Annotated in this window: 13 protein-coding genes; 2 read left to right on the forward strand and 11 right to left on the reverse strand. The window is 73.9% G+C overall.

Annotated elements, in window-relative coordinates; all coding sequences use genetic code 11:
* Positions 1 to 33: 33 nt before the first annotated feature.
* Together ACZ6I3_RS17280 and ACZ6I3_RS17285 are read right to left on the reverse strand one after the other, a co-directional pair.
* Entirely contained in the window at positions 34 to 1,650 is a 1,617-nt protein-coding gene (locus tag ACZ6I3_RS17280) for a glycosyltransferase family 2 protein (protein WP_469415439.1), read from the reverse strand.
* A gap of 56 nt (positions 1,651 to 1,706) precedes the next feature.
* Positions 1,707 to 2,222: a MarR family winged helix-turn-helix transcriptional regulator gene (locus tag ACZ6I3_RS17285; RefSeq protein WP_469415441.1), complete on the reverse strand. Its 516-nt coding sequence runs from the start codon at positions 2,220 to 2,222 to the stop codon at positions 1,707 to 1,709.
* Between the two features lie 93 nt (positions 2,223 to 2,315).
* Between ACZ6I3_RS17285 and ACZ6I3_RS17290 the strand changes: the two genes are divergently transcribed.
* Positions 2,316 to 2,729, forward strand: coding sequence for an organic hydroperoxide resistance protein (locus tag ACZ6I3_RS17290; RefSeq protein ID WP_382835519.1), 414 nt, complete (start codon positions 2,316 to 2,318; stop codon positions 2,727 to 2,729).
* Between the two features lie 11 nt (positions 2,730 to 2,740).
* On the opposite strand, the gene ACZ6I3_RS17295 is transcribed toward ACZ6I3_RS17290, so the two are convergent.
* The 9 genes from ACZ6I3_RS17295 to ACZ6I3_RS17335 all read right to left on the reverse strand — a co-directional run bounded on the left by ACZ6I3_RS17295 (position 2,741) and on the right by ACZ6I3_RS17335 (position 20,691).
* The gene (locus ACZ6I3_RS17295; protein ID WP_469415701.1) at positions 2,741 to 4,297 is read right to left on the reverse strand and encodes a hypothetical protein; all 1,557 of its coding nucleotides are present in this window, start codon (positions 4,295 to 4,297) and stop codon (positions 2,741 to 2,743) included.
* 71 nt (positions 4,298 to 4,368) lie between these two features.
* On the reverse strand, positions 4,369 to 6,174 hold the full coding sequence (locus ACZ6I3_RS17300; RefSeq protein WP_469415442.1) for an arabinofuranosyltransferase AftB family protein: 1,806 nt from the start codon (positions 6,172 to 6,174) through the stop codon (positions 4,369 to 4,371).
* The gene (locus ACZ6I3_RS17305) at positions 6,171 to 8,405 is read right to left on the reverse strand and encodes a bifunctional glycosyltransferase/CDP-glycerol:glycerophosphate glycerophosphotransferase (RefSeq protein WP_469415443.1); all 2,235 of its coding nucleotides are present in this window, start codon (positions 8,403 to 8,405) and stop codon (positions 6,171 to 6,173) included. Before ACZ6I3_RS17305 ends, ACZ6I3_RS17300 begins: the two co-directional genes overlap by 4 nt.
* Positions 8,406 to 8,413: 8 nt before the next feature.
* Positions 8,414 to 10,624, reverse strand: a complete 2,211-nt coding sequence (locus ACZ6I3_RS17310) for a bifunctional glycosyltransferase/CDP-glycerol:glycerophosphate glycerophosphotransferase (RefSeq protein ID WP_469415445.1) — start codon at positions 10,622 to 10,624, stop codon at positions 8,414 to 8,416.
* Between the two features lie 40 nt (positions 10,625 to 10,664).
* Positions 10,665 to 12,908, reverse strand: coding sequence for a bifunctional glycosyltransferase/CDP-glycerol:glycerophosphate glycerophosphotransferase (locus tag ACZ6I3_RS17315; RefSeq protein WP_469415447.1), 2,244 nt, complete (start codon positions 12,906 to 12,908; stop codon positions 10,665 to 10,667).
* A 141-nt stretch (positions 12,909 to 13,049) separates the two neighbouring features.
* Positions 13,050 to 13,910: a carbohydrate ABC transporter permease gene (locus ACZ6I3_RS17320; RefSeq protein ID WP_469415448.1), complete on the reverse strand. Its 861-nt coding sequence runs from the start codon at positions 13,908 to 13,910 to the stop codon at positions 13,050 to 13,052.
* Complete coding sequence (locus ACZ6I3_RS17325) at positions 13,907 to 15,253, reverse strand: carbohydrate ABC transporter permease (protein WP_469415450.1); 1,347 nt, start codon at positions 15,251 to 15,253, stop codon at positions 13,907 to 13,909. The genes ACZ6I3_RS17320 and ACZ6I3_RS17325 overlap by 4 nt, the downstream gene beginning before the upstream one ends.
* Before the next feature lie 4 nt (positions 15,254 to 15,257).
* Positions 15,258 to 16,670: an ABC transporter substrate-binding protein gene (locus ACZ6I3_RS17330; protein ID WP_469415452.1), complete on the reverse strand. Its 1,413-nt coding sequence runs from the start codon at positions 16,668 to 16,670 to the stop codon at positions 15,258 to 15,260.
* 199 nt (positions 16,671 to 16,869) lie between these two features.
* Complete coding sequence (locus ACZ6I3_RS17335) at positions 16,870 to 20,691, reverse strand: FHA domain-containing protein (RefSeq protein WP_469415702.1); 3,822 nt, start codon at positions 20,689 to 20,691, stop codon at positions 16,870 to 16,872.
* 364 nt (positions 20,692 to 21,055) lie between these two features.
* On the opposite strand from ACZ6I3_RS17335, the gene ACZ6I3_RS17340 reads away from it, so the two are divergent.
* Positions 21,056 to 22,753: a serine/threonine-protein kinase gene (locus tag ACZ6I3_RS17340; RefSeq protein WP_469415453.1), complete on the forward strand. Its 1,698-nt coding sequence runs from the start codon at positions 21,056 to 21,058 to the stop codon at positions 22,751 to 22,753.
* Positions 22,754 to 22,860: the final 107 nt, after the last annotated feature.

Below are 22,860 nucleotides of genomic sequence, written 5' to 3' on the forward strand. Positions count from 1 at the left end.
GGCCCGTCGTGTTCTCAGTGAAGCAGGCGGCTTTCAGTGAAGCAGGCGCCGCAGTCTCGCGCGTGCGACGGACAGTACGCCGCGCACGCCGGGCGCCACCCGTAGCGCCAGCGCGCCGGAGTGGGTGGCGTACGGCTGCACGAGCACCACGCCGTGGCGGGCGCTCGGTACGGCACTGCGGCGCAGCAGGCCGGCGCCCGCGAGCGCGTGCGCCGAGACCTCGCGGCTCACCCCGTCACGGAAGCGGAGGCGAAGGCGCAGGTCCCAGATGCCCGTACCGAGCGCCGCCAGCGCGGGGAGGTCGAGGTCCGCCTCGGACGACCAGCCGTCGGCGGCCTCGGTGAACCGGGTCGTGGCGCGGACGGTGACCTCCCCGTCGTCCCGGTGCCGCCACTCCACCTCCACCGCCTCCGGGCCCGCCCGCGCCACCCGGCCGTACAGCTCGTGCAGGCGCAGCCGCAGCCGGGCGCCCCGCGCGCGTGGCCGCAGCTCCGCGTCCACGGCGAGGGGCAGCGCGCGCACCGGCCGGGTCAGCAGGGGCTCCAGGGAGACCTGCGGGAGGTCGTCCGACCAGACGGGCGTGCCGTCCGCGGCACGGGCGTACGGCGGACAGAGCCGGGCCGGACGGGCCGCCAGTTCCCGCAGCCGGGGCAGGTCGCACGGCTCCGGGGAGGCCAGCACGACCCGCCCGGCCAGCCGGCCCGGAGCGGCCGGGTCGCGCGCCCAGTCGTCGGCGTCGTACTCCGCGAGATGCGCCCGCGTCACCTCCCACCACGCGCGCCGGTAGGCGGCGTCACGCAACCCCAGCTCGCGCACGTACATCCGCAGCTCGTGGTCGAGAAACCTGGCCCGCGCGGCCCGCGCGAGTTCCTTCTGCCCGGCGCTCAGCAGGGTCTCGTACGCCTGTCGGCACGCCTCCGTACGGGCCCGCCAGTTGCCGACGCCGGTTCGGTCCAGGGAGATCGACAGCCGCTCGGCGGACCAGCGCACGTGCCAGACGTACACCAGGTCCGGGACCAGGGCGATACGTGGGTCCGCGGCCAGCACACGCGCGCTGAAGACGATGTCCTCGTACGGGAAGCGGCCCTCGGGGAAGCGGATGCCGTGCTCGCGCAGGAAGTCGGTGCGGTAGAGCTTGTTGACGCAGAGCGGGTCCTGGACCAGGTGCGGTCGCAGCGCGGGGCGCGGTACCACGGCGTGGAGCGCGTAGAGGCGCGCCTGCCAGGGCACTTCACGCCCCGACGGCAGCTCCCGGCGTACGCACAGACCGCCCGCGACCTCCGCGTGCGCGCCCGTCGCGGCCCCGAGCAGCGCGTCGACCGCGCCGGGCGGCAGGACGTCGTCGCTGTCCAGGAACATCACGTACGGCGAGGTCACCGCGTCGAGCCCGGTGTTGCGCGGGGTGCCGCAGCCGCCGCTGTTGACCCGGCGGCGGATCACCCTCAGGCGGGGCTCCGACGCGGCGAGCCGGTCGAGGAGGCCGGCGCTGCCGTCCGTCGAGCAGTCGTCGACGGCCACGACCTCGCGCACGGCCGGGCCCTGCGCGAGCGCCGAGCGCACGGCGTCCGTCACATGGGCGGCGTCGTCGTAGCCGATGACCACGACGGCGACCTGGGGGCGAGGCCTGTCGGCATCCACAGCGGCATTCATTACAAAGGATCGTAAGTCGGGTGAATGCCGCGAAAGCGATAAAACGCCCTAAGCTGCTACATCCGCCCGTCGCCCGGCGACCCGCCCGGCACCTCCGAGAGCGCCGCCGCGTCCAGTGCCGTGGTGAGCTCGTCGAGGCGGGCGCGCAGGGCGCGGACCTCGGTGGCGTCGAAGCCGGTCGCCCCGGCGATCCGGCGCGGCACCTGGAGCGCCCGCGTCCGCAGCGCCGTGCCCTCCTCGGTCAGCCGCACCTCCACCGACCGTTCGTCGCGCGCGCTGCGCTCCCGGCGCACGAGGCCCGCCGCCTCCAGCCGCTTGAGCAGCGGCGACAGGGTGCCGGAGTCGAGGCGCAGGTGCTCCCCGAGCTTCTTCACGGGCAGTTCGCCCTGTTCCCAGAGCACCAGCATCACCAGGTACTGCGGGTAGGTGAGCCCGAGGTCCTTGAGGATCACGCGGTAGACGCCGTTGAAGGCGCGGGAGGCCGCGTGCAGGGAGAAGCAGATCTGCTGGTCCAGGCGGAGCCAGTCGTCGTCCGGCGTGTTCATGGCTCCAGGGTAGCTCGGACCCACCATTCAATTGCGCACAACTTAATTGTGTGCTCTAATCATGAATGTCAGGCGGCCCGGAAGCGGGCCGCCGGAACGTGATGCGAGAGGGAGATTTCCATGGACGCGCTCTACACCGCTGTCGCCACCGCCACCCACGGCCGCGAGGGCCGTGCCGTCAGCTCCGACGGCACGCTCGACCTCGCGCTGGGCATGCCTCAGGCGCTGGGCGGCAACGGCCAGGGCACCAACCCGGAGCAGCTCTTCGCCGCCGGTTACGCCGCCTGCTTCGGCAGCGCCCTCGGCCTCGTCGGCCGCTCGGCCAAGGTCGACGTCAGCGACGCCGCCGTGACCGCCGAGGTCTCCATCGGCAAGCAGGGCGAGGGCTTCGGCCTCGCCGTCACGCTCCGCGTCGAGCTGCCCGACAGCGTGGACGAGGCGACCGGCCGCAAGCTGGTCGAGCAGGCCCACCAGGTCTGCCCGTACTCCAACGCCACCCGCGGCAACATCGAGGTCGACCTCGTCATCGAGTAGTCACCAGCGCGTCACCCCCCGACCCGCGCCAGCACCTCCCCAGTCTCCCCGCTCCACGCCACCACCACGGCCTCCTCGGGCACCGGGTGCCAGCGCGTGAGCAGCAGCCAGCGCACGTGGTAGCGGCGGACGACGGCGGCACGCCCGGCGCGGGTCGAACCGGGGGCCAGATACGCCCGGACGTCAGACAACCGGCGCTCCCGCTCCCGCTCGTCCAGGGCCGGGTCGGGCCGGACAGGCGCGGCGAGGTTCGGCCCGTACCCGGCGAGGGAGCGGCCGGACCGGTACCCGTCGGTGATCACCACCTCGCCCGGACCGATGTGCCGTGCCGCCCAGTCGTACGCCGGCCAGCGTACGGGCTGTGCGAACCCCACCGGGTCGAGGGAGCGCGGCACGACCGCCCCGGCGTGCACGGTGACGAACCCGGCGCACGCCCCGGCCGCCGCCGCCCCGCCCAGCACCTTCCGGGCCCGCCGCCAGGGCCGGGGCGCCGCCAGCTCCACCGCGAGCGCGCACTGAAGCGGGACCAGGGCGGCCCACAGGGCCATGGCATACGTGTAGTGCCCGCTCACCCAGCCGTACGCCACCAGCGGGCACTCCAGCAGGAACATCAGCACCAGCGGATCACGTGAGGACCCACGCGCCCGCACCCACAGCGCGGGCACCCCGAGCAGCGCCAGCCAGGAGCCGGCGAACGTCTCCTCGTACAGCCGCCGGTGCGTGCCGTCCGTGCCGGAGTCGCCCACCAGCGCCAGGACGTCGTAGTACGGCCACGACACCGCGACCGCCCCGCAGACGGCCCCTGCGAGCGCCCAGCGCGCCACGACCGGCCGGCGCCACCCGCGCTGCCGGGACGCCACGACCGCCACCGCGCCGAGGAGCGCCGAGGCGCCTGTGACGGAATGGGTGAGCAGGATCAGCCCGTACAGGGCGCCGAGCCCCGCGTACCCCGCCCCGCCGCCGAGCCCGCTCGGACCGACGAACCGCACGGGGGCGTCCGCACGCGCCCGCGACGCCGTCCAGGCCCACGCCCAGAGCGTCAGCCCGATCGCGAGCGCGGACGGATAGCCCAGGTTCGTCGTCATCGGCATCAGACCGAGGCGGCCGCTCCCCAGGATCCGCGCCGTGCCCCACAGCAGCGTCATGAACAGCAGGGCCAGTACCGGCGCCCAGGGACGCGGGGTGAGGGTCCGGACGAAACGGCCGAGCCCCGTCAGCAGCACCAGCAGATGCACCGGCCCCGCGAGCTTCACGACCGCCCAGCCGGACAGCCCCGTCAGCTGGGCCAACACGCCCTGCGCGACGGCGTACGGGCCGTAGTACGGGCTGCCCTCGCCCGGCAGGTCGGCCATGGGGTGGGCCGGATGGAGCAGATCGGCCCCGAGCCGCTCCACGACCGCCGCGTGCAGTCCGGCGTCGCAGCACAGCGGGACCCGCCAGTACGCCAGCGTCATGACCAGCCAGAACAGGGCGCCGAAGAGCTGGTACGGGGTGAGGCGCCCGATCCGTCCGCCGCGCAGCGCCGTCGCACCGCGCACGGTCCGCCGGACCAGGACCGAGGCGCTCACAGAAGTGGGGGCGGGCATGCGCCAGATGTTCCCGCCCCACGCATGCCCTGACCCCGGGTCACCTCATCGGATCAGTCGCAGAGCGCCCTCTCCGCCGTCGCGGGCCAGCGCGCGAACCGGAACCCCGTCCGCTCGACGGACCCCGTGAGGTTCCGCCAGAACCGCTCGGCGGTGAGCGGTGCGCGCACCGACTCCCTCAGTTCGGCCAGTTCGCCGCAGTCCAGCGCGGCCCGGGCCGCCACGACCGTCTCCAGCGAGGCCCCGGCCCGCAGCAGATCGCGCTGCGGCGGGTGCCGCGGCGCCCACTCCGCGAAGACCCAGTGGTTGCGCAGGAACTTCTCGTGCCCGGGCCAGCTCCACCGCTCCAGCGCGAGATGCGCGCCGACGGGACTGGCCAGCCCCCAGGCGTCGTTGACATAGGCGTCGAGCGGCGCCGCGGCTCCCGTGACGCCGAGATGACGGCCCACGATCACCAGGTGGTACCGGGAGTCCGGCCGCATCGGCGTGGCGTGCAGCCGCCGCCCGGCGTCGAAGTACAGCAGCGTCGGCCCGGGCGCCCGCACGGCCCGCGCGAGCATGCCCCGCCCCTCCGGCAGGGCGGGCCAGTTGGCCACCCAGGTGCCGGTGCGCACCGGGTTGTGGTCGCCGAGGGCCTCCACGTCGGAGCTGCGCACATTGAACGACCCGGGTGTGCCGCGCACGTCGAAGGGCGCCCGCAGCGGGCTGACCGTCGCGCACAGCCACACCAGCAGCAGCGCGCTCGCGACGCCGGTGAATCGGTTCGCCGGAACGACCAGCACCGGCAGGAGCAGCAGCAGCAGGGCGGGCAGGATCATGCGCGCGTGCATGTAGTCACCGCCGACGCGGATGACGTACGCGGACAGCAGCAGGCCCGCGACCAGTGGAGCCAGCACCACCGCGAGCGAGGTCCGCCCGGGGGCGCGGTACCGCCGCTCCCGGCGCGTGCGCCGCACCAGCAGCACGGCCAGCGCGCCGAGCACGGGGACGACGGGCCACAGCCAGTAGGGCCCGAGCGTCTCCTGTACATAGCCGGCGCCCCGGCTCCAGTCGCTGGCGCTCGCCTCCTTGGCGATGGCGGGCAGCGGCACCAGGATCCCGTAGTACCCCGCCCGGAAGACCTCGTACGCCAGCGGCAGCGCTCCCGCCGAGGCGAGCATCGCGGCGGTGCCCCGCCGGGAGGGACGCAGCACCCACCACTGCGCCGCCAGGAAGCACGCCGTGACCACCGCGAGATCGGGCCGGACCAGCGGACCCAGCCCGAACACGAAGGCGGCCGTGTACACCGGCCGGGGCCGCTGCCCACGCCGGGTGCGCGTCAGCAGCCACCACGACAGGCCGGTCCAGAAGGCGCCCAGGCCGCTCTCCAGGCCCGAGGTCATGTACGACCAGAACGGCGGCACGGCCAGCAGCACGAACACCCCGGCCGGGAGCAGCAGCCGGGCGCCCCGGTGCAGCCGGCACGTGGCGTACAGGGCGAGCCCGAACCCGGCGGCGCTCAGCAGCAGTCCGAGCCCGACCGCGAGGAACGCGGGGTCCTCGCCGGTGACCCAGGCGGCGAGCGCGAGCAGCCACTGCCACAGGGTGCCGGTCGAACTCTCCGCCCGCTCTCCCACGTTGAACACGGGCCCGTTGCCCGCCAGGATCTGCCGGACCGGACGCAGATAGATCAGCCCGTCGTCGCAGATCCAGCGGCGCCGGTAGCCCAGCACGAACAGGGCCGCGGTGGGCACGGCGACCAGCGCCGCGTGCCACCAGTGCACCGGCCGCGGCCGCTCGGCGGCGGCCGGCGGCCGGGCCGAGGCGGCCCGCTGGCCGGGCAGGGACGGGACGGCCTCGGGGGTGGCGGGGGTTCTCATCGCTCGACCAGCGCCTCGGACCTCGCACCGGCACCCGCGCGGGCCGCGGGCAGGAGCGAACCGCCCCGTTCGCCCAGCATCAGCAGGCGTACGACCCGCTCGGCGGCCCGCCCGTCCTCGAACTCGCAGTACCGCTCCCGGAAGCCCGCCCGCAGCCGCTCCGCCTCCCTGTCCTGCCAGGTGCCGGACGCGAACAGCCAGGCCAGCTCCCGGTAGGAGCGCGACACATGCCCCGGCGCGTCGGCCGTGATGTCGAAGTAGGCGCCCCGGCTGGCCGCGAACGCGCCCCAGTCGTCGGCGTGGACCACGATCGGCCGGTCCAGGAGGGCGTAGTCGAACATCAGGGCCGAGTAGTCGGTGACCAGCGCGTCGGAGGCGAGCAGCACGTCCTCGACGTGCGGCTCGTCGGTCGCGTCCACCAGCACGCCCCGCCGGTGCAGTTCGGCCAGCCCCAGGCCGCGCGCCACACTCTGGGCCAGCGAGGGGTGCAGCCGGACGACGAGGGTGTGGCCGGGGCCGAGGTCCTCGGCGAACCGGGCCGGGTCGAACCGGTCGACATGGCCGCCCTTGCGGTAGTCGCGCCGGGTCGGCGCGTACAGCACGACCGTGTGCCCGGCGGGGATGCCGAGCCGCTCGCGCACCTCCGGGCCCCGGCCGGGGTCGGGGCCGACCAGGACGTCGTTGCGCGGACTGCCGGTCCGCAGCGAGGCGAAGTGGCACGGGTAGGCCCGCTCCCAGGCCCGTTCCGCGTGCATGCCCGCGACCAGGCTGTAGTCCCAGCGGTCGGCCCGGCGCAGCATCTGCGGCACGTCGAAGCCGTGCCGGGCGCCCGGCTTGGTCAGCAGGTCGGCGCCCATGTACTTGAGCGGGGTGCCCTGGTGGGTGTGGATGTGGACGCTGCCGGGCCGCTTGGCGAGGGTGCCGGGCCAGTTGACGTTGTTCACCCAGTACGTGGCCCGTGCCATGACCTCGTGGTAGCGCCGCGAGCCCGGTGTCACATGGTCGATGCCGGGGGGCAGCGCGTCCACCGCGTCCTCCCGGACCACCCACACGCCCCGGATGTGCGGGGCGATCTCGCGGGCCTTGGCGTGGATCGCGGCCGGGTCGCCGGACACGCCCCGGTGGTGGGTCGCCGAGTAGACGGCGAGGTGCGGATCGAGCGGGCGCTTCGACTGGGCCGCGTACCAGGTGCGCAGAGCGGTCCCCGACGCCTTCCGCACCACCCGCCGCTTCCTGCCCAGGGCACTCGCGCGCAGGTCCCGCAGTCGCCGCACCGCCGCGTACGAGGCGTAGGGAGCGGAGGCCAGCAGCCGCATCTCGACCCCGCGCCAGCCGTCCGGCTCCGGGAAGCCGCCCTCGGGGAGGTGACGGCTGCGGAAGGAGCGGATCTCGCGGTAGAAGTCGCCCCGGTCCGCGGGCCGCACCCGGTCCTCGCGGGCCAGCACGAACAGCATGTGGTCCAGCGCCCGCTCCAGCAGCGGCGGACGCGCCCAGCCGAGGTCGGGGCGCTGCTCCAGGAACGCGAACAGGCCCTCGTACTGCGGGAAGATCTCGAAGTGCCGCCGCCCCGGCGTCCTGGTGATCGCGCCCTGCCTGCGCTGCCGGTACTCGACCCCGATCCGGCCCAGACAGGCGATACGGTCCGCCAGCACCATCGACCGGTAGGTGACCGGCGCGTCCTCGTACAGCCCCGCCGCGTACTCCAGGCCGTGCTCCTCTAGGAAGGCGCGCCGGTAGGCCTTGTTCCAGGCGACCAGGAACAGGTTCAGGTACTGCGGGCTCTCCCGGATGCCGAACGTCTCCGTGCCCGCCGCGGCCAGCAGGTCCGCCGCCTCACTGCGCCCGCCCCTGCCCCACCAGTGGGTGCGCACATGGTCGAAGACCAGGATGTCCGGGTCACCGGTCGCCTCCAGACGCGCCGCTACGGCGGCCAGCAGGCCCGGCGTGTAGCGGTCGTCGCTGTCGAGGAACAGGACGTAGTCGCCGGCCGCCCGCTCCCGTCCGGCGTTGCGGGCCCGGCCGAGGCCCACGTTCTCGGGCAGGTGCAGCACCCGCACCCGGGCGTCGCGGGCGGCGTACTCGTCGAGGATCGCGCCGCTGCCGTCGGGGGAGCGGTCGTCCACGGCGATCACCTCGAAGTCGCCGTACGACTGGGAGAGCACCGAGTCGAGGCACTCGCGCAGGAAGCCCTGCACCTTGTAGACGGGGACGATGATGCTGAAGCGGGGCACTTCTTCGGTCAGCTCCTCACGAGGGTGGCGGCGGGGGCCGGGACGCGCTCCGCGAGCGGGATCACGGGCGGGATCGACTCGGGCGGCTCCCCCAGCAGCACCCGGCGTACGACGCGCTCGGCGGCCCGCCCGTCGTCGAACTGGCAGAAGCGCTCCCGGAACGCGGCACGCAGGGCCGTCGCGGACTCGTCCGCGTAACCGCCGTCGACGAAGGCCGCCGCCAGCTCCCCGGGCGTACGGGCGACGCGGCCGGGCGGGGTCTCCATCAGGTCGAAGTAGACGCCCCGCGTTTCCCGGTAGACGTCCCAGTCGTCGGCGTACACGACGATCGGGCGGTCCAGGTTGGCGTAGTCGAACATGATCGACGAGTAGTCGGTGACCAGCGCGTCGGCGGCCAGGCACACGTCCTCGGAGGACCGGTGCCCGGTGACGTCGATGATCCGGTCGCCGCCCCGGCCGGGCCCCCGGTCGTAGAAGTAGTGGGCGCGCAGCAGCACCACGTACTCGTCGCCGAGCGCCTCGCAGAACTCGGCCAGGTCCAGGCCGGACGCGAAACCGGTGGCGTAGTCGCGGTGCGTGGGAGCGTAGAGGATCGCCTTCTTGCCCTCGGGGACGCCGAGTTCCTTGCGGACGCGGGCGACGTCCTCGGCGGACGCCGTGTAGTAGACGTCGTTGCGCGGATAGCCGTACTCGAGGGTCTCGTGCGCGCCGGGGAACGCCTTCTCCCACATCTCGGTGGAGTGCCGGTTGGAGGTGAGGTTGTAGTCCCAGCGGTCCATCCGCGCCAGCAGCCTGGCGAAGCTCCCCGTCGCCGCGGCCACCACGGGATACGTCGCCTGGTCGGCGCCCATCGTCTTCAGCGGGGTGCCGTGCTGGGTCTGGAGGTGCGTGCTGCCGGGGCGTTTGACCACGGCGTCCGCGAAGTTGGCGTTGTTGACCAGGTACCGGGCGCGGGCCAGCGCCTCCCAGTACTTCCGGCTGCCGATCACCGCGTACTCCACGTCCTTCGGCAGGCCGTCCACCGCGTCCGGCTCCACCAGGAAGACCGAGCGCAGGTGCGGGGCGAGTACGCGGGCCTTGGCGTGGATCGCGGCCGGGTTGCAGGCGTAGCCGCGGCCCCAGTACGCGCAGTACACGGCGAGGTTCCTGTCGAGCGGGAGGCGCAGGTTCGCCGCGTAGCGCAGGCGGGTGCGCAGCCCTCGGGGGCGCGGGAGCAGTGCGGTGGCCCGCAGCGCCCGCTGGTTGACAGCGCGCAGGGCGCGGAACGCGGGGTACGAACCGGCCGCCAGCAGCCGGTGCTGGACGCCGAGGCTGCCGCCGGGCGGCCGGTAGCCGAGGGGGCGGTGCCGCCGGTAGAGCGCGCCCGCCCGGCGGAAGAAGGCGCGGCGCCCGGCCGGCAGCCGCCGGGGGTGGGCGGCCGTCTTCAGTACGGCGGCGAAGAGCTGGGTGAACAGCGGCTTCAGCCGGTCCGCCGGCAACTCCTGCTCCGCTGCCCGCGTCAGCACCAGCTCGGCCTGGTCGAGCAGCTCGGCATGGTGCTCGCCCGGAAGGTTCAGCCGGTTGCCCTGCCGGCGCACCAGATGCCGGACGACGACCGTGCGCAGGGCCGCCACCCGCTCCGCCCGCAGGGCGACCAGAGCGCCGAACCCGATGTCGGTGAAGTGGCCCTCGGGGAACGTGATGTCCCGCTCGGTGAGGAAGGCCCGGCGGTAGACCGCGCTCCACGCCGGAAGCGTCACGCCCGTCAGCTCCGGGGCCCGGTCGAGGGAGAAGACCCCGTCCGGTGTCCTGGCCAGCAGGGGCGCGGCCGGGTTGGCAGGCTCGCCCTCCCACCAGGGGGCGCGCTCGTGCTCGACGTACAGGACGTCCACCGGCGCGACCCCGTCGCCCACCGCGCTCAGCCGGGCGTCCAGCGCCGCCAGCGCCCCCGGGACCAGGACGTCGTCGCCGTCGAGGAACAGCACATGCCCGCCGACGGCCGCCCGCAGCCCGGTGTTGCGCGCCCCGGCCAGACCGGCCGACGGCGGGGAGTGCACCGGCGTCACCCGGGAGTCCCGCTCGGCGTACCCGGCGACGACCTCGGCCGCCGGCGCGTCGGGTGCGTCGCACACCGGGATCAGCTCGAAGTCGCCGAACGACTGGGCGAGGACCGAGTCCAGCGCCAGGGACAGCCGGCCCGCGACCCCATGGGACGGGACGACGATGCTGAAGCGGGGCATTCTGCTCTTTCTGTCAGGGGCTTGGGGACCTGGGGGCTTCTCAGGACGAGGGACCGGCCGGGCGCGGCACCGTGGCGAGCGGCTCGCGCGTCAGCGAGGCCGCCGCCGACGGCACCGGACGGCGTTCGCCGAGCGGGACGACGGGCGGCAGCTCCGACTCCCCGAGAACGACGCGGCGGACGACCCGCTCGGCGGCCCGTCCGTCGTCGTAGGCGCAGAACCGCTCGCGGAACGCCGCGCGCAGCTGGGTCGATCGGGAGCCCCGCCAGTGGCCGGTGGCGAAGATGTCGATCAGCTCGTCCTCGCCGCGCGCGAGGGCGCCCGGCGGGGAGGCGCGCAGGTCGAAGTAGGTGCCCCGGGCCGCCTCGTACGCCTCCCAGTCATCCGCGTGGATCACGATCGGCCGGTCCAGGTTGGCGTAGTCGAACATCAGCGACGAGTAGTCCGTGACCAGGGCGTCCGAGGCCAGGCAGAGCGACTCCACGCTCGGGTGGTCGCTGACGTCGACGACCCGGCCGCGGGTGGTGGTCAGCGGGGCGCCGTAGGCGTGGTGGGCGCGGGCCAGGACGATGAAGCGCGGGCCGAGGCGCCGCACGATCCGCTGGAGGTCGAGGGTGCGGTGCTGGGAGCGGCGGTAGTCGCGGTGGGTCGGCGCGTAGAGGATCGCCACCGTGCCCTCGGGGATGCCCAGGGAAGCGCGCAGCCGGGCCACGTCCGCCGGGGTCGCCGTCCGGAACACGTCGTTGCGCGGGTAGCCGTACTCCAGCGTGGTGTAGCGGCCGGGGTGGACGCGCTCCTGGGTCAGGGTGGTGTGGCGGTTGGCGGACAGCACGTAGTCCCACTGGTCGACGCCCTTGAGCAGCCGGGCGAAGTCCCTGCCGCGGGCCGCCGCCGGGCGTTCCTGGAGGTCCAGGCCGATGTGCCCCAGCGGGGTGCCCTGCCCGGTCTGGATCAGGACCTGGCCCCGGCGCTTGACCAGGCGGTCGTCGAAGTCGGTGTTGCTGACCAGGTACCGGGAACGGGCGAGCGCCGTCCAGTAGGCGGCCGTCCCGGGGACGAGGCAGCGCGGGCCGGGCGGACTGGCGTGGTGGTGCTCCGGACGGGCGATCCACGCCGTGCGGATGTGCGGCGCGAGGTCGCGGATCGTGGATTCCAGCGCGCCCGGGTTGCAGCCGTGGCCGCGGCCGTCGTAGGCGGCGAAGACGGCCCGGTCACGTACGGGGAGGCAGCGCTGGATGCCGTAGTGGACCCGGAGTGCGGCGGCCCGCAGACCGTGCAGCAGCGTGCCGGTGGTTCTGGCGGCGGCGCGGTGCAGGGCCGCCGTCAGCCGCAGCGTGCGGTAGGTGCGGTGCATGCCGAAGCGGATCAGGGTGTGGTGCACCCGGGCGCGCAGGGGGACGGGCGGGCCCGGGGTGCGGTAGCGGCGGTAGTGGGCGCGGGCCCGGCGCAGGAAGTCCGCCCGTGAGCCGCGCGGCAGCCGGTCCGGCCGGGAGTACACGATCGCCAGGTGGTGGACCATGCGGCGGAACAGCGCCGGCCGCCACCGGTCCAGCTCGGGGCGCTGGTCGAGATACGCGAACACCCGGTCGTACTGGTCGAAGACGTCGAAGTGCCGCTCGCTGGTGGTGCGCAGGATGCTGCCCATCCGCCGCTGCCGGTAGTGCACGCAGACGCGGTCGAGGGTCGCGATCGACTCGGCCGTCATCAGCACCGGGTACGTCCACGGCGCGTCCTCGTAGTAGCCGGGCGGGAAGACGAACCCCTTCTCCTCGACGAACTCCCGCCGGTAGGCCTTGTTCCAGGCGACCATCAGCAGCTTCAGCAGACCCGGCCGGTCCTCCAGGCGGAACGGGGCCGGGCCCTCCTCGGAGAGCCGCAGGGCCGCCTGGTTGCGGACCGCCTCGCCCGTCCAGTAGGTGCGCGCGTAGTCGAAGACCAGGACGTCCGGCTCGCCGGTCTCCTTCAGCCGGTCGGCGATGGAGCGCAGCGCGTCCGGCGTGAGGGTGTCGTCGCCGTCGAGGAACAGCAGGTAGTCGCCGCCGGCGTGCGCCACGCCGGCGTTGCGGGCGGGGCCGAGGCCGACGTTCTTCGGCAGATGGACGGGCTGTACACGCGCGTCACGGGCGGCGAACTCGTCGATGATCGCGCCGCACGCGTCCGGCGAGCAGTCGTCGACGACGATCAGTTCCAGATCGGGACAGGACTGGGAGAGCACCGACTCCAGGCACTCGTGCAGGTACGCCTGAACCTGGTATGCGGGGACAATGACACTGAACCTGGGCAAGAGGCATCCATCGGTCGGCGCGGGCGTTCGGCCCGGGAACGGCCCAGAGGGCCACTTGGTTACGGCGGCTACGTCATCCGGGGGAATGTGGAAGGGGCGGACCGCCACCGGCCCGCCCCTCCAACTGCCTTGCTATTACGGCTACTTGACCGCCCCAGCCATCACGCCGGACACGAACTGCCGCTGGAACGCGAAGAAGACGGCCAGCGGGACCACCATCGAGATGAACGCGCCGGGTGCCAGCACGTCGATGTTGTTGCCGAACTGCCGTACCTGCGTCTGGAGCGCGACCGTGATCGGCTGGCTCCCGGAGTCCGAGAAGATCAGCGCGACCAGCATGTCGTTCCACACCCACAGGAACTGGAAGATGCCGAGGGCGGCGATCGCCGGGCCGCCGAGCGGCAGCACGACTCGGAAGAACAGCCGCAGTTCACCCGCCCCGTCCAGGCGTGCCGCCTCCAGCAGCTCTCGTGGGATCTCGGCGAAGAAGTTCCGCAGCAGGAACACCGCGAACGGCAGACCGAATCCGACGTGGAAGAGCACCACGCCGAGCACCGAGCCGAAGATGCCGATGTTGCCGAAGAGTTCGGCGATCGGGATCAGCGCGACCTGCACCGGTACGACCAGCAGGCCGACCACGGCCAGGAACCACCAGTCCCGGCCCGGGAACTCCATCCACGCGAAGGCGTAGCCCGCCAGCGAGCCGATGATCACGACCAGCAGGGTCGCCGGGACGGTGATCCACACCGTGTTCAGCAGGGAACCGGTGATGTCGTCGTTCTCCAGCAGCTTCGCGTAGCTGTCGAAGGTGATCTGCGTGGGCTCCGTGAACACCTTCCACCAGCCGCTCGCCGCGATGTCCTCGGGCGAGCGGAGACTGGCCAGCAGCAGACCGATCGTCGGCACCAGCCAGAACAGGCCGACCAGGATGAGGAACACCCTCACCAGCCCACCGCTGACACTCTCGGCGAGCCGGGACCCCAGCGACTGCTTCGCCTTCATCGCCGCACCTCCCGCCTCAGCCGACGCACGTTGAACCACATCACCGGGATCACGAGCAGCAGCAGGAACACCGAGATGGCGCTGGCGATACCCGGCTGGTCCTCGGAGAAGCCCTTGCGGTACAGCTCCAGGGCCAGGACGTTCGCGTCGTCCTGGGCGGAGCCGGGGGCGATGATGAAGACCAGGTCGAAGACCTTCAGCACATTGATCATCAGGGTGACGGTGACGACCGCGAGGACCGGCGCCAGCAGCGGCACCGTGACCCGTCTGAACACCTGCCACTCGCTCGCTCCGTCGACCCGGGCGGCCTCCAGCAGCTCCCGGGGCACGCTCGCGAGCCCGGCCGCGATCAGCACCATCGCGAAGCCCGCCCACATCCAGATGTACGAGCCGATGATGGACGGGGTGACCAGGGACGGGCCGAGCCAGTCCAGGCCGTTGTAAGGCTCCTTGAAGTTGCTTGCCGGAAGCCTCAGTTGGGCCCTGTCCGCCGAGGCCGGCAGGGTGAAGGTGCCGTCGCCGGCCGCCGTCGCCGACGCCACCACCCGGCCGTCCTTCACCGCCTCGACCTTCATACCGGCGTAGCCCAGTTCGGCCGCGTCGACCCCGCCCAGCGTGCCCACGCCCTTGCCGCGGGTGAAGTCCTGCCAGGTCGTACCGGTGATCTTGTCCGGCTCGGGCCTCGGCGCCACTGCGGCCTTCGCGCCGTCGGGCATCAGATCGGGCGCCACACCCACCAGCGGCAGCGAGACGGTCTCGCCCGCGCGGACGGGCGACTTGGTGATGAACGCGCCGCCGCCGGCCGGCTCCAGCGGCGACTCACGGCCCGGGTGGGCCTTCGGGAACGCCGACGCCTGGGCGAACGTGTCGTGCACGCCCACCCACACCGCGTTCGCCACGCCCTTGTCCGGATCCTGGTCGTACACCAGGCGGAAGATGATGCCCGCCGCCAGCATCGAGATCGCCATCGGCATGAAGACGACCAGCTTGAACGCCGTACCCCAGCGCACCCGTTCGGTCAGCACCGCGAAGACCAGGCCGAGCGCCGTCGCGACCGTCGGCGCGAACACCACCCAGAACACGTTGTTCTTCAGCGCGGTGCGGATGCCGTCGTCGGTGAAGAGCGCCTTGTAGTTGTCCAGCCCGGCGAAGCTCTCGCCGGGCTGGTCGTAGAAGCTGCGCACGACCGAGTACCCGATCGGGTACACCACGAGCGCGCCGAGCAGGACGAGCGCGGGCAGCAGGAACAGCGCCACGACGGTCCTGCGGGTGCCGGTCACGCTCTTGCGCGTCTTGGGAGCGGCAGAGGGCCCGTTGCCCCCTGCCGCCGTGGCCGACGTCATGACATCAGTCTCCGTAGGCCGCGGCCGCTTCGGCCTCCAGCTTCGCCTGGGTACCCGCGATGTCCTTCGGGTTCTTCAGGAAGTCCTGCAGGATCTTCCACTCGCCCTTGCCCGGTGTGCCGCCGAAGGCCTGCGGGGTCTGGTCGGACATGTCGAAGCGGAAGTCGTCACCGGCGCCGATGAGCGCCTTGGCGATCTTCTGCTGCACCGCGTTCGGGTACGCGGAGTCCGGCACGTTCTTGTTCGGCGAGAGGTAGCCGCCCAGCTTGGCCTGGATCTGTGCCGCGTCGGGCGAGGCGAGCCAGGTGGCCAGGGCCTGCGCCCCCTTCGAGTCCTCCAGGATCACGGCCGCGTCGCCGCCCGAGACCACCGGCCCGTTGTCACCGACCGCCGGGAACGGGAACACCTTCGCGTCCGTGCCGACCTTCATGCTGGAGGGGATGTTGACCTGCGCGAAGTCGCCCGCGGCGACCATGGCGGCCTTGGGCTGGTCCCCGCCGGTGAAGACCTGGGTGACGGAGGCCGGGAAGTCGGTCTGCAACGCCCCGTTCGCCCCGCCCGCGATGTAGTCCGGCTTGCCCCAGACCTGCGCGAGCGTGGTCAGCGCGTCCTTCACGGACGGGTCCGTCCACTTGATCTCGTGCTGGGCCAGCTGGTCGTACTTCTCCGGGCCCGCCTGGGAGAGGTAGACGTTCTCGAACCAGTCGGTCAGCGTCCAGCCCTCGGCGCCGCCGACGGAGAACGGGGTGACGCCGGAGTCGTAGACCGTCTGCGCGGTGCTGAGCAGATCCGGCCAGGTCTCGGGCTCGCTGGCCCCGGCGTTCTCGAAGACCTGGTTGTTGTACCAGATCAGGGACTTGTTGGCGGCCTTGTAGTAGACGCCGTACTGCTTGCCGCCCACCTTGCCGATGTCCTGCCAGCCCTGCGAGTAGTTCTCGCCGAGCTCCTTGAGGGCGTCGGAGCCCAGCGGCTTGGCCCAGCCCTTGTCCACGGCCTGCTTGATGGCGCCCGGCTGCGGCAGCATCGCGATGTCCGGCGGCTGCCCGCCGGCCACCTTCGAACCGATGAAGTTGATGATCGGGTCCTGGGCGGGCACGAAGGTGACCTTGGCGCCCGTGCGCTTCTCGAACTCCGCCAGGACCTTCTTGAAGTTGGCCTGTTCGGTACCGCTCCACACGGCGGCGATCTCCAGGCTCGTCCCGTCCAGCTTCGGCAGGGTGACGTTGTCGGCGGTCTCCTCGGCGGTGCCCTGGCTTCCACCGCTCTTGTCGCCGTCGCCTCCGCAGGCGGTGAGCGAGAGCGCGAGCGCTCCCGCGGCCACGGCGGCCGCGGCCTTGGCGGTTCTGCGGTGCTGGAGGGTCGCCTTGTCCCGCTTGGGCGACCAGCGTGTCCGGATGGTGCTGCTCGTCATGCGCATGACTGCCCCGTTCTTCGTTCCTCGTCGAACGTCGAGCGCGCTCCCGTGCGGTCTGGTCTACGCCCGGGTGTGCGGGGGCGGCAAGATGGCGTCGGCTGTCAAGCGGGGGATCGTGACTCCCTCGTGACCAGGGACTGAACCTCTGATCCACGGGCGGGGTCGGCTTCCGGCCAGTGCCATGCACGCGTGCTGACGACTGCTAGAGAAGGGACGGCACTTCTGCCGCCGAGACCTCCCTCGCCGCCCTTTCCAGCGCGCTGGCCAACAGTGCCAGGTCGGTCGGGCCGTTGCCGAGCTCCCGCACCGGGCGCCGGGCCGGAGGGTCACCCATGCGGTGCCATTCCAGCGGTACGACCGTGGGGCGCAGGGTCGCCGTCCGGGGGATACGGCCGGTGACCCGCCCGCCCTGCAGCGGCGTGACCCGCCCGTCCGCGCAGGTCAGGCTGCCCCGGCCGGGCGCGGGCTCGTCCGGACCCGGCGCCGGGGCCTCCAGCTTGACGCGCAGGGTGGCCCGGCGGGCCGGTTCCGTCTCCGCCGTACGGGGGCAGGGGCCGGAGGCCGTCACCAGGTGGACGCCCAGCCGCTCGCCCTCCCGGGCCACGGCTTCCAGCGCGCGCATCACCGAGCCGGCCGCGGGCCGCCCGGTCGAGCCGAGCGCGGGGGAGACCAGGGCGTCCAGATCGTCGACGACCACGACGAGCCGGGGCAGCGGTGACGCCGCCTCCTGCTGCCGCCGGGCCGCTCCGGGCCGCAGCCGCATGGTCGAACTGGACGGGGAGTCGAGATCCCCGGCACCGGCCCCGGCGGCGGCCTCGGTACGGTCGCCGCCCCGGGCCGTGGCCGTGCGCTGGGCGACCACACGGCCCGACAGCTCACGGCCGCTGTGCCACTCGGCGAAGTCGGACCGGCCCAGCAGCTCGGCCCGCCGCTTCAGCTCGGCGCTCAGCGACTGTGCGAACTCCCGCATCCGGACCGGGTCGTGGGCCGAGAGATGCGTGGTGACATGCGGTACGTCCGTACACACCCGCAGGCCCTCGCCGTGCCCGCCGCCCGAGCCCGAGCCGGGGCCGGGACCGCCCCGGCCGTCGACGAGCACGATGCCCAGCCGGTCCGGCCGCTCGGCGGCGGCCAGGGACGCGACGACCGCCCGCAGCAGCTCGGTGCGGCCGCTGCCCGGCGGGCCCTCGATCAGCAGATGCGGTCCCTGGGCCGCGAGGTCCGCGCCGACCGGGCCGCGCGGCCCGGCGCCCAGCACCGCGCGCACCCGACCGCCCAGCGCGTCCGCGTCGTCGGCCGCGTCCGCCCAGCGCGCCATCAGCGACGCCGGGGTGGCCCGGGCCAGGCCCAGCTCGTCCAGCAGCCGGGCCGCCTGGGGCAGCGGCGCGGAGACCCGCGGCTGCCGCTCGCTCGTCGCGGCGTCCGTCCGCAGGGGCGCCAGCGCCCGGGCGAAGCGCTCGGCCCAGGCGGGGGAGACCGCGTCCACGGTGGCGACCGTGCCGTGACCGGCCGGCGCGGAGCCTGCTCCGGCGCGGGCCACGCGCATCAGCCGCAGCGCCGTCGCCACGTCCCCGCTGAGCAGCGCGACCGCACCGCACTCCCGGAACGTCGGCGACACCGCGCAGGCCGCCTCGTAGGTCTCCGTCACCGGCGAGGCCGGGGAGGCGGCGGGGGTCTCGGCCAGGCACAGCACGTGTATCCCGGCCTGCGGGCCCTCGGCCGCCAGCCGCGCCACGGCCTCGCGCAGATCGGCTCCGCCGGGGTCGCCGTCCACGACGAGCACGGTGAACGGGCCGGGGAAGGGGGCGGAAGCGTCCGTATCAGGTCTGTCGTCCGGGGCCGGGTGGCCGGTGACGGGGTCGGCGCTCGCCGCCCCCGTGTCCGCCAGCTGGTCCTCCAGACGGCGGAGGAGCTCGTCGGTGCGGGCCGCGGCCTGTTCCCGGTCGTGGGCGAGGAGCAGCCGGCAGTCCTGGCCGTGCCCGGGCCGGACATGCGGCAGCCAGCCCAGCCAGGACCACTCGGCGGTGCGCTCGTCCAGCGGGCGGGAGCGGTCCGCGGCGAGCAGGACGATCTCCAGCATGTCGGGGGAGTGCAACGTGGCGAGCTGGGCCAGCAGGGCACGGGCCAGCCCGCCGAGCCGCGCCCGCGGCCCGGCGAGACCCAGCGCACCGGCCTCGCGCAGCCCGGCCGTCACCGGCACCGCGGGCAGCAGGCCCGAGCCGTCCGGCACCGCCCGGTCGGCCGTGCCGAGGCGCACCGCGAGCACCTCCGGGTGGCCCGGGCCGCGCTCCCACAGCCGGGGTCCCGGGCCCAGTGCCGTCAGCAGCAGAGTGGCCGGATCCGGCCAGGTCTCCGGCGCCGCCGGCACGACGGCCGGGCGCTCCGCCGTCCCGCCGGGCGGCTCGTCCTCGTACACCTCGCGCGGGTCCGGCCCCTGCTCGCCACGCCCTCCGGCCAGCCGCCGGGCCCACGCCCCGAGCCCGCCCCGCCTGCGGGTCCCTTGAGGTATGTCGGTCCCCCGGAGGGGCGTGCCCTTGCGCCCCCGCCCGGAAGGTTCGTCCGGGAAGCCGGCCGGAGTGCCCTGCCCGGGGGTGCCATCGGAGCGAGCGTCTCGGCCCGCGTGCGGCGACCCGGCCGGGTCGCCCGGACGCGGGCTGCCGCCGGAGCGGGCCCCCCGTCCCGTCCCGGCAGCCGCGGAGGCCGGCCCGTCGACGGTTCCGGCACCAGGGCCGGTGCCGTACGCCCCACCGGTGCCGTCTGTCCTGCCGGTGCGGTGGGCCCCACCAGTGCCGTCAGCCCTGTCGGCGGCGTACGCCTCACCGGTGCCGTACGCCCCGCCGCCCGGGTACGCCCCGCCACCGGCGAATCCCCCGCCCGGCGCCCCCGCTCCGAAGCGCCCCGCGTGGGTGTCGCCGTCGCCGAGGCCCGCCTGCGACGACGCGTCGCGCTGCCGGGAGGCGTGGTCCGGGCCGTCCGGGGAGGTCATGGGCGACGACGAGCCCTCGGCGGCGCCGCGCTGCTGGGGCGGCCGGGCCACGCCGTCCGGTGAGGACGGGCGCCCTTCACGGACGGAGGCGCGCGAGGTGTCGTCGGGCAAACCGGCGGAACCTCCCGGGGCCCGTGAGACCCTCCGCCCACGCCCACCGGCGCCCGGCCTGCCCTCCGCGGCAGCCCCCGCACCCCTGCTCTCGACCCGGGGCGCCCCGCCCTGCCCCGGCACCACGGCCGGGTCGCCGGAGCCCCGCCCGGCAGTACCCGATGTGCTCCAGGCCGCCGAGCCGTAGGCATGCCGCGTAGGACCGGAAGGCCCGGCCGGCGTCGGGTTCGTCGTGTGCGGGTGGGCCGCCGAGCCGTCGTCCCCGGCGGGGTCCGGCACGCGCACGTGACCCTCCCCGTCCGGCGTCGTGCCGACCCGGGCGCCCGGTCCTCCGGCGGGAGCCAGCCGCAGGGCCGACTCGCCGATCCGCAGCAGCGCCCCGGGCGCGAACCGGACCGCGCGGCCGCTCACCGGGCGGCCGTCCAGCGTCGTGCCGTTCGTGGAGTCCAGGTCGGCGACCGCGACGCGGCCGTCGGCCCCCACGGTCACCGCGCAGTGCAGCCGCGAGACGTCCGGGTCGTCGAGGGGCACGTCGGCGTCGGCGGAGCGGCCGACGCGGATCTCGCCGCCGTGCAGCAGATGGACGCCGCCGGCGTCGGGGCCGGCGACCACCTGGAGCTGGGCCGGGGCGTCGTCCAGCTCGGGGTGCGGCTCCGGCTCGCCCGGCGCGCCCACGGACAGCACCGCGCCGTCGGTCAGCGGGGGCTCGCCGAGCGTGCAGCGCTGGGCGTCGAGCCGCTGCTCCCCGGCGTACAGCACCACCGTGCCCGAGCCGTCGCCGCCGGAGACCACCTGGGCGAGCCCCGAGGCCACCGCCGCGAGCGCCGTACCGGCGGGCGCCGTCACCAGCACGTCGCTGCGTGGGGCACGGCCCTGCGCCGGCGCCGACGGGCCCAGCGGGTCTACGACGGTCAGCCGGATCTGCATCGCCGTCAGCGGTCCCTTCTGCCCGGGCGCGGAGTCCCCCACCCCGCCCCAGCACGTCGGCCAATACTGCAGGCATCCTCGCACCTGCCACTGACACCGCGCCCCTCGCTCGGGAAAAGGTGATCTTGATTGGTCGGCTCTGCCCGCAAAAGTGCCTGAGAGATGACCCACAGGCGACCTCTTGAGATCAGTCACGTTCGTTATCAGCAACCACAAGACCGAGGTGAGCGTCTTCGCTTCGAACGGATGTGAGAGCGGCTACGTAAGACCCACAGAAAGCCGACACCCCGGTCCCCGGCATGGCGGCACTACAGTGGGTCGGACACAGGCCAGCAGGCAAGGCAAGCAGCAGGGAGCGCATGACGTGCGGCCGGTAGGCAGCAAGTACCTGCTCGAGGAGCCGCTCGGACGCGGCGCCACGGGCACCGTCTGGCGAGCCCGCCAGCGCGAGACCGCGGGCGCCGAGGCGGCCGTGCCGGGACAGCCCGGCGAGACCGTCGCCATCAAGGTCCTCAAGGAGGAGCTGGCGAACGACGCGGACGTCGTGATGCGGTTCCTCCGGGAGCGCTCCGTCCTGCTCCGGCTGACCCACCCCAACATCGTCCGGGTCCGTGACCTGGTGGTCGAGGGCGATCTGCTGGCCCTGGTCATGGACCTCGTCGAGGGCCCCGACCTGCACCGCTACCTGCGCGAGAACGGCCCCTTCAGCCCCGTCGCCGCGGCCCTGCTCACCGCGCAGATCGCCGACGCGCTCGCCGCCAGTCACGCCGACGGTGTCGTCCACCGCGACCTCAAGCCGGCCAACGTCCTGCTCCAGCAGTACGACGGCCGGATGCACCCGCTGCTGACCGACTTCGGCATCGCCCGCCTCGCCGACTCCCCGGGGCTGACCCGCACCCAGGAGTTCGTCGGCACCCCGGCGTACGTCGCGCCCGAGGGCGCCGAGGGCCGTCCGCAGACCTCCGCCGTGGACATCTACGGCGCCGGCATCCTGATGTATGAGCTGGTCACCGGCCGTCCGCCGTTCGCCGGCGGCTCCGCCCTTGAGGTGCTGCACCAGCACCTGAGCGCCGAGCCGCGCCGCCCCTCCACGGCCCCCGACCCGCTGTGGACGGTCATCGAGCGCTGTCTGCGCAAGAACCCGGACGAGCGGCCCAGCGCCGAGAACCTCGCCCGCGGCCTGCGCGTCGTCGCCGAGGGCATCGGCGTGCACGCCAACTCCGCGCAGATCGCCGCCGCTGAGGGCGTCGGCATGCTCCTGGCGCCCGACCCGGCGCCCGCGCCCGTACCGGACATGTCCGGCGAGGCCGACCCCACCCAGGTCCTCCCGCAGGGCGCGGGTTCGTACGACCCGAACGCGGCGACCAGCTTCATGCCGCAGACCGGCGGCCCGGCCGGTGCCGGCGACCCCACCTCGGTCCTGCCCCACCGGGGCGCGGCCGACCCGACCGCCGTCATGCCGCCGGTCCCGCCGGGATCGCCCGGCCACCCCGGTCAGCAGGGCCAGGGCGGCGGGCCCGAGGACCCGCACCCCTGGCAGAACCAGCTGCGGGCCGCCCGCGACCGCAACGAGCAGACGCAGGTCCAGAACTACCTCGACCCGGGGCAGGACCCGCTGCGCCGCCGCCCCCAGCGCCAGGTCGCCCGGCCGCAGCAGCCTCCGCAGCGAGGTCGGCAGCCCCAGCCCGGACCCGGCTACGGCCATCCGCAGCAGCAGCCCCAGCAGTACGCCCCGCAGCATCAGGCCCAGCAGCCGCAGCGCTACGCCCCGCCCCCGCCGCCTCCTCAGCCGCAGCAGCCGCAACAGCCCCAGCGGCCGCAGCGCGAGCCCCGGCAGCCGCGGCAGCGCAGCGCGAATCCGATGCGGATCCCCGGGCTCGGCTGTCTGAAGGGCTGTCTCTTCACGATCGTCATCCTGTTCGTCGCCGGCTGGCTGATCTGGGAACTGAGCCCGCTCCAGGAGTGGATCGGCACCGGCAAGGGCTACTGGGACCAGCTCGCCGACTGGTTCAACGCCGTGACCGGCTGGTTCGAGAAGCTCGACAACGGCGGGGGTGCTTGAGCACGAATCGCCCCGAACCCTCTTACGGGGTTGGTGATTTGTCGACACCTGGCGGGTGATTTCCGCCCGGGCGGTGAAGGTTGGCTCTTCCTGCGCGTAGTTTTAGC

The organism is Streptomyces sp. NPDC041940 (genome assembly GCF_055589465.1).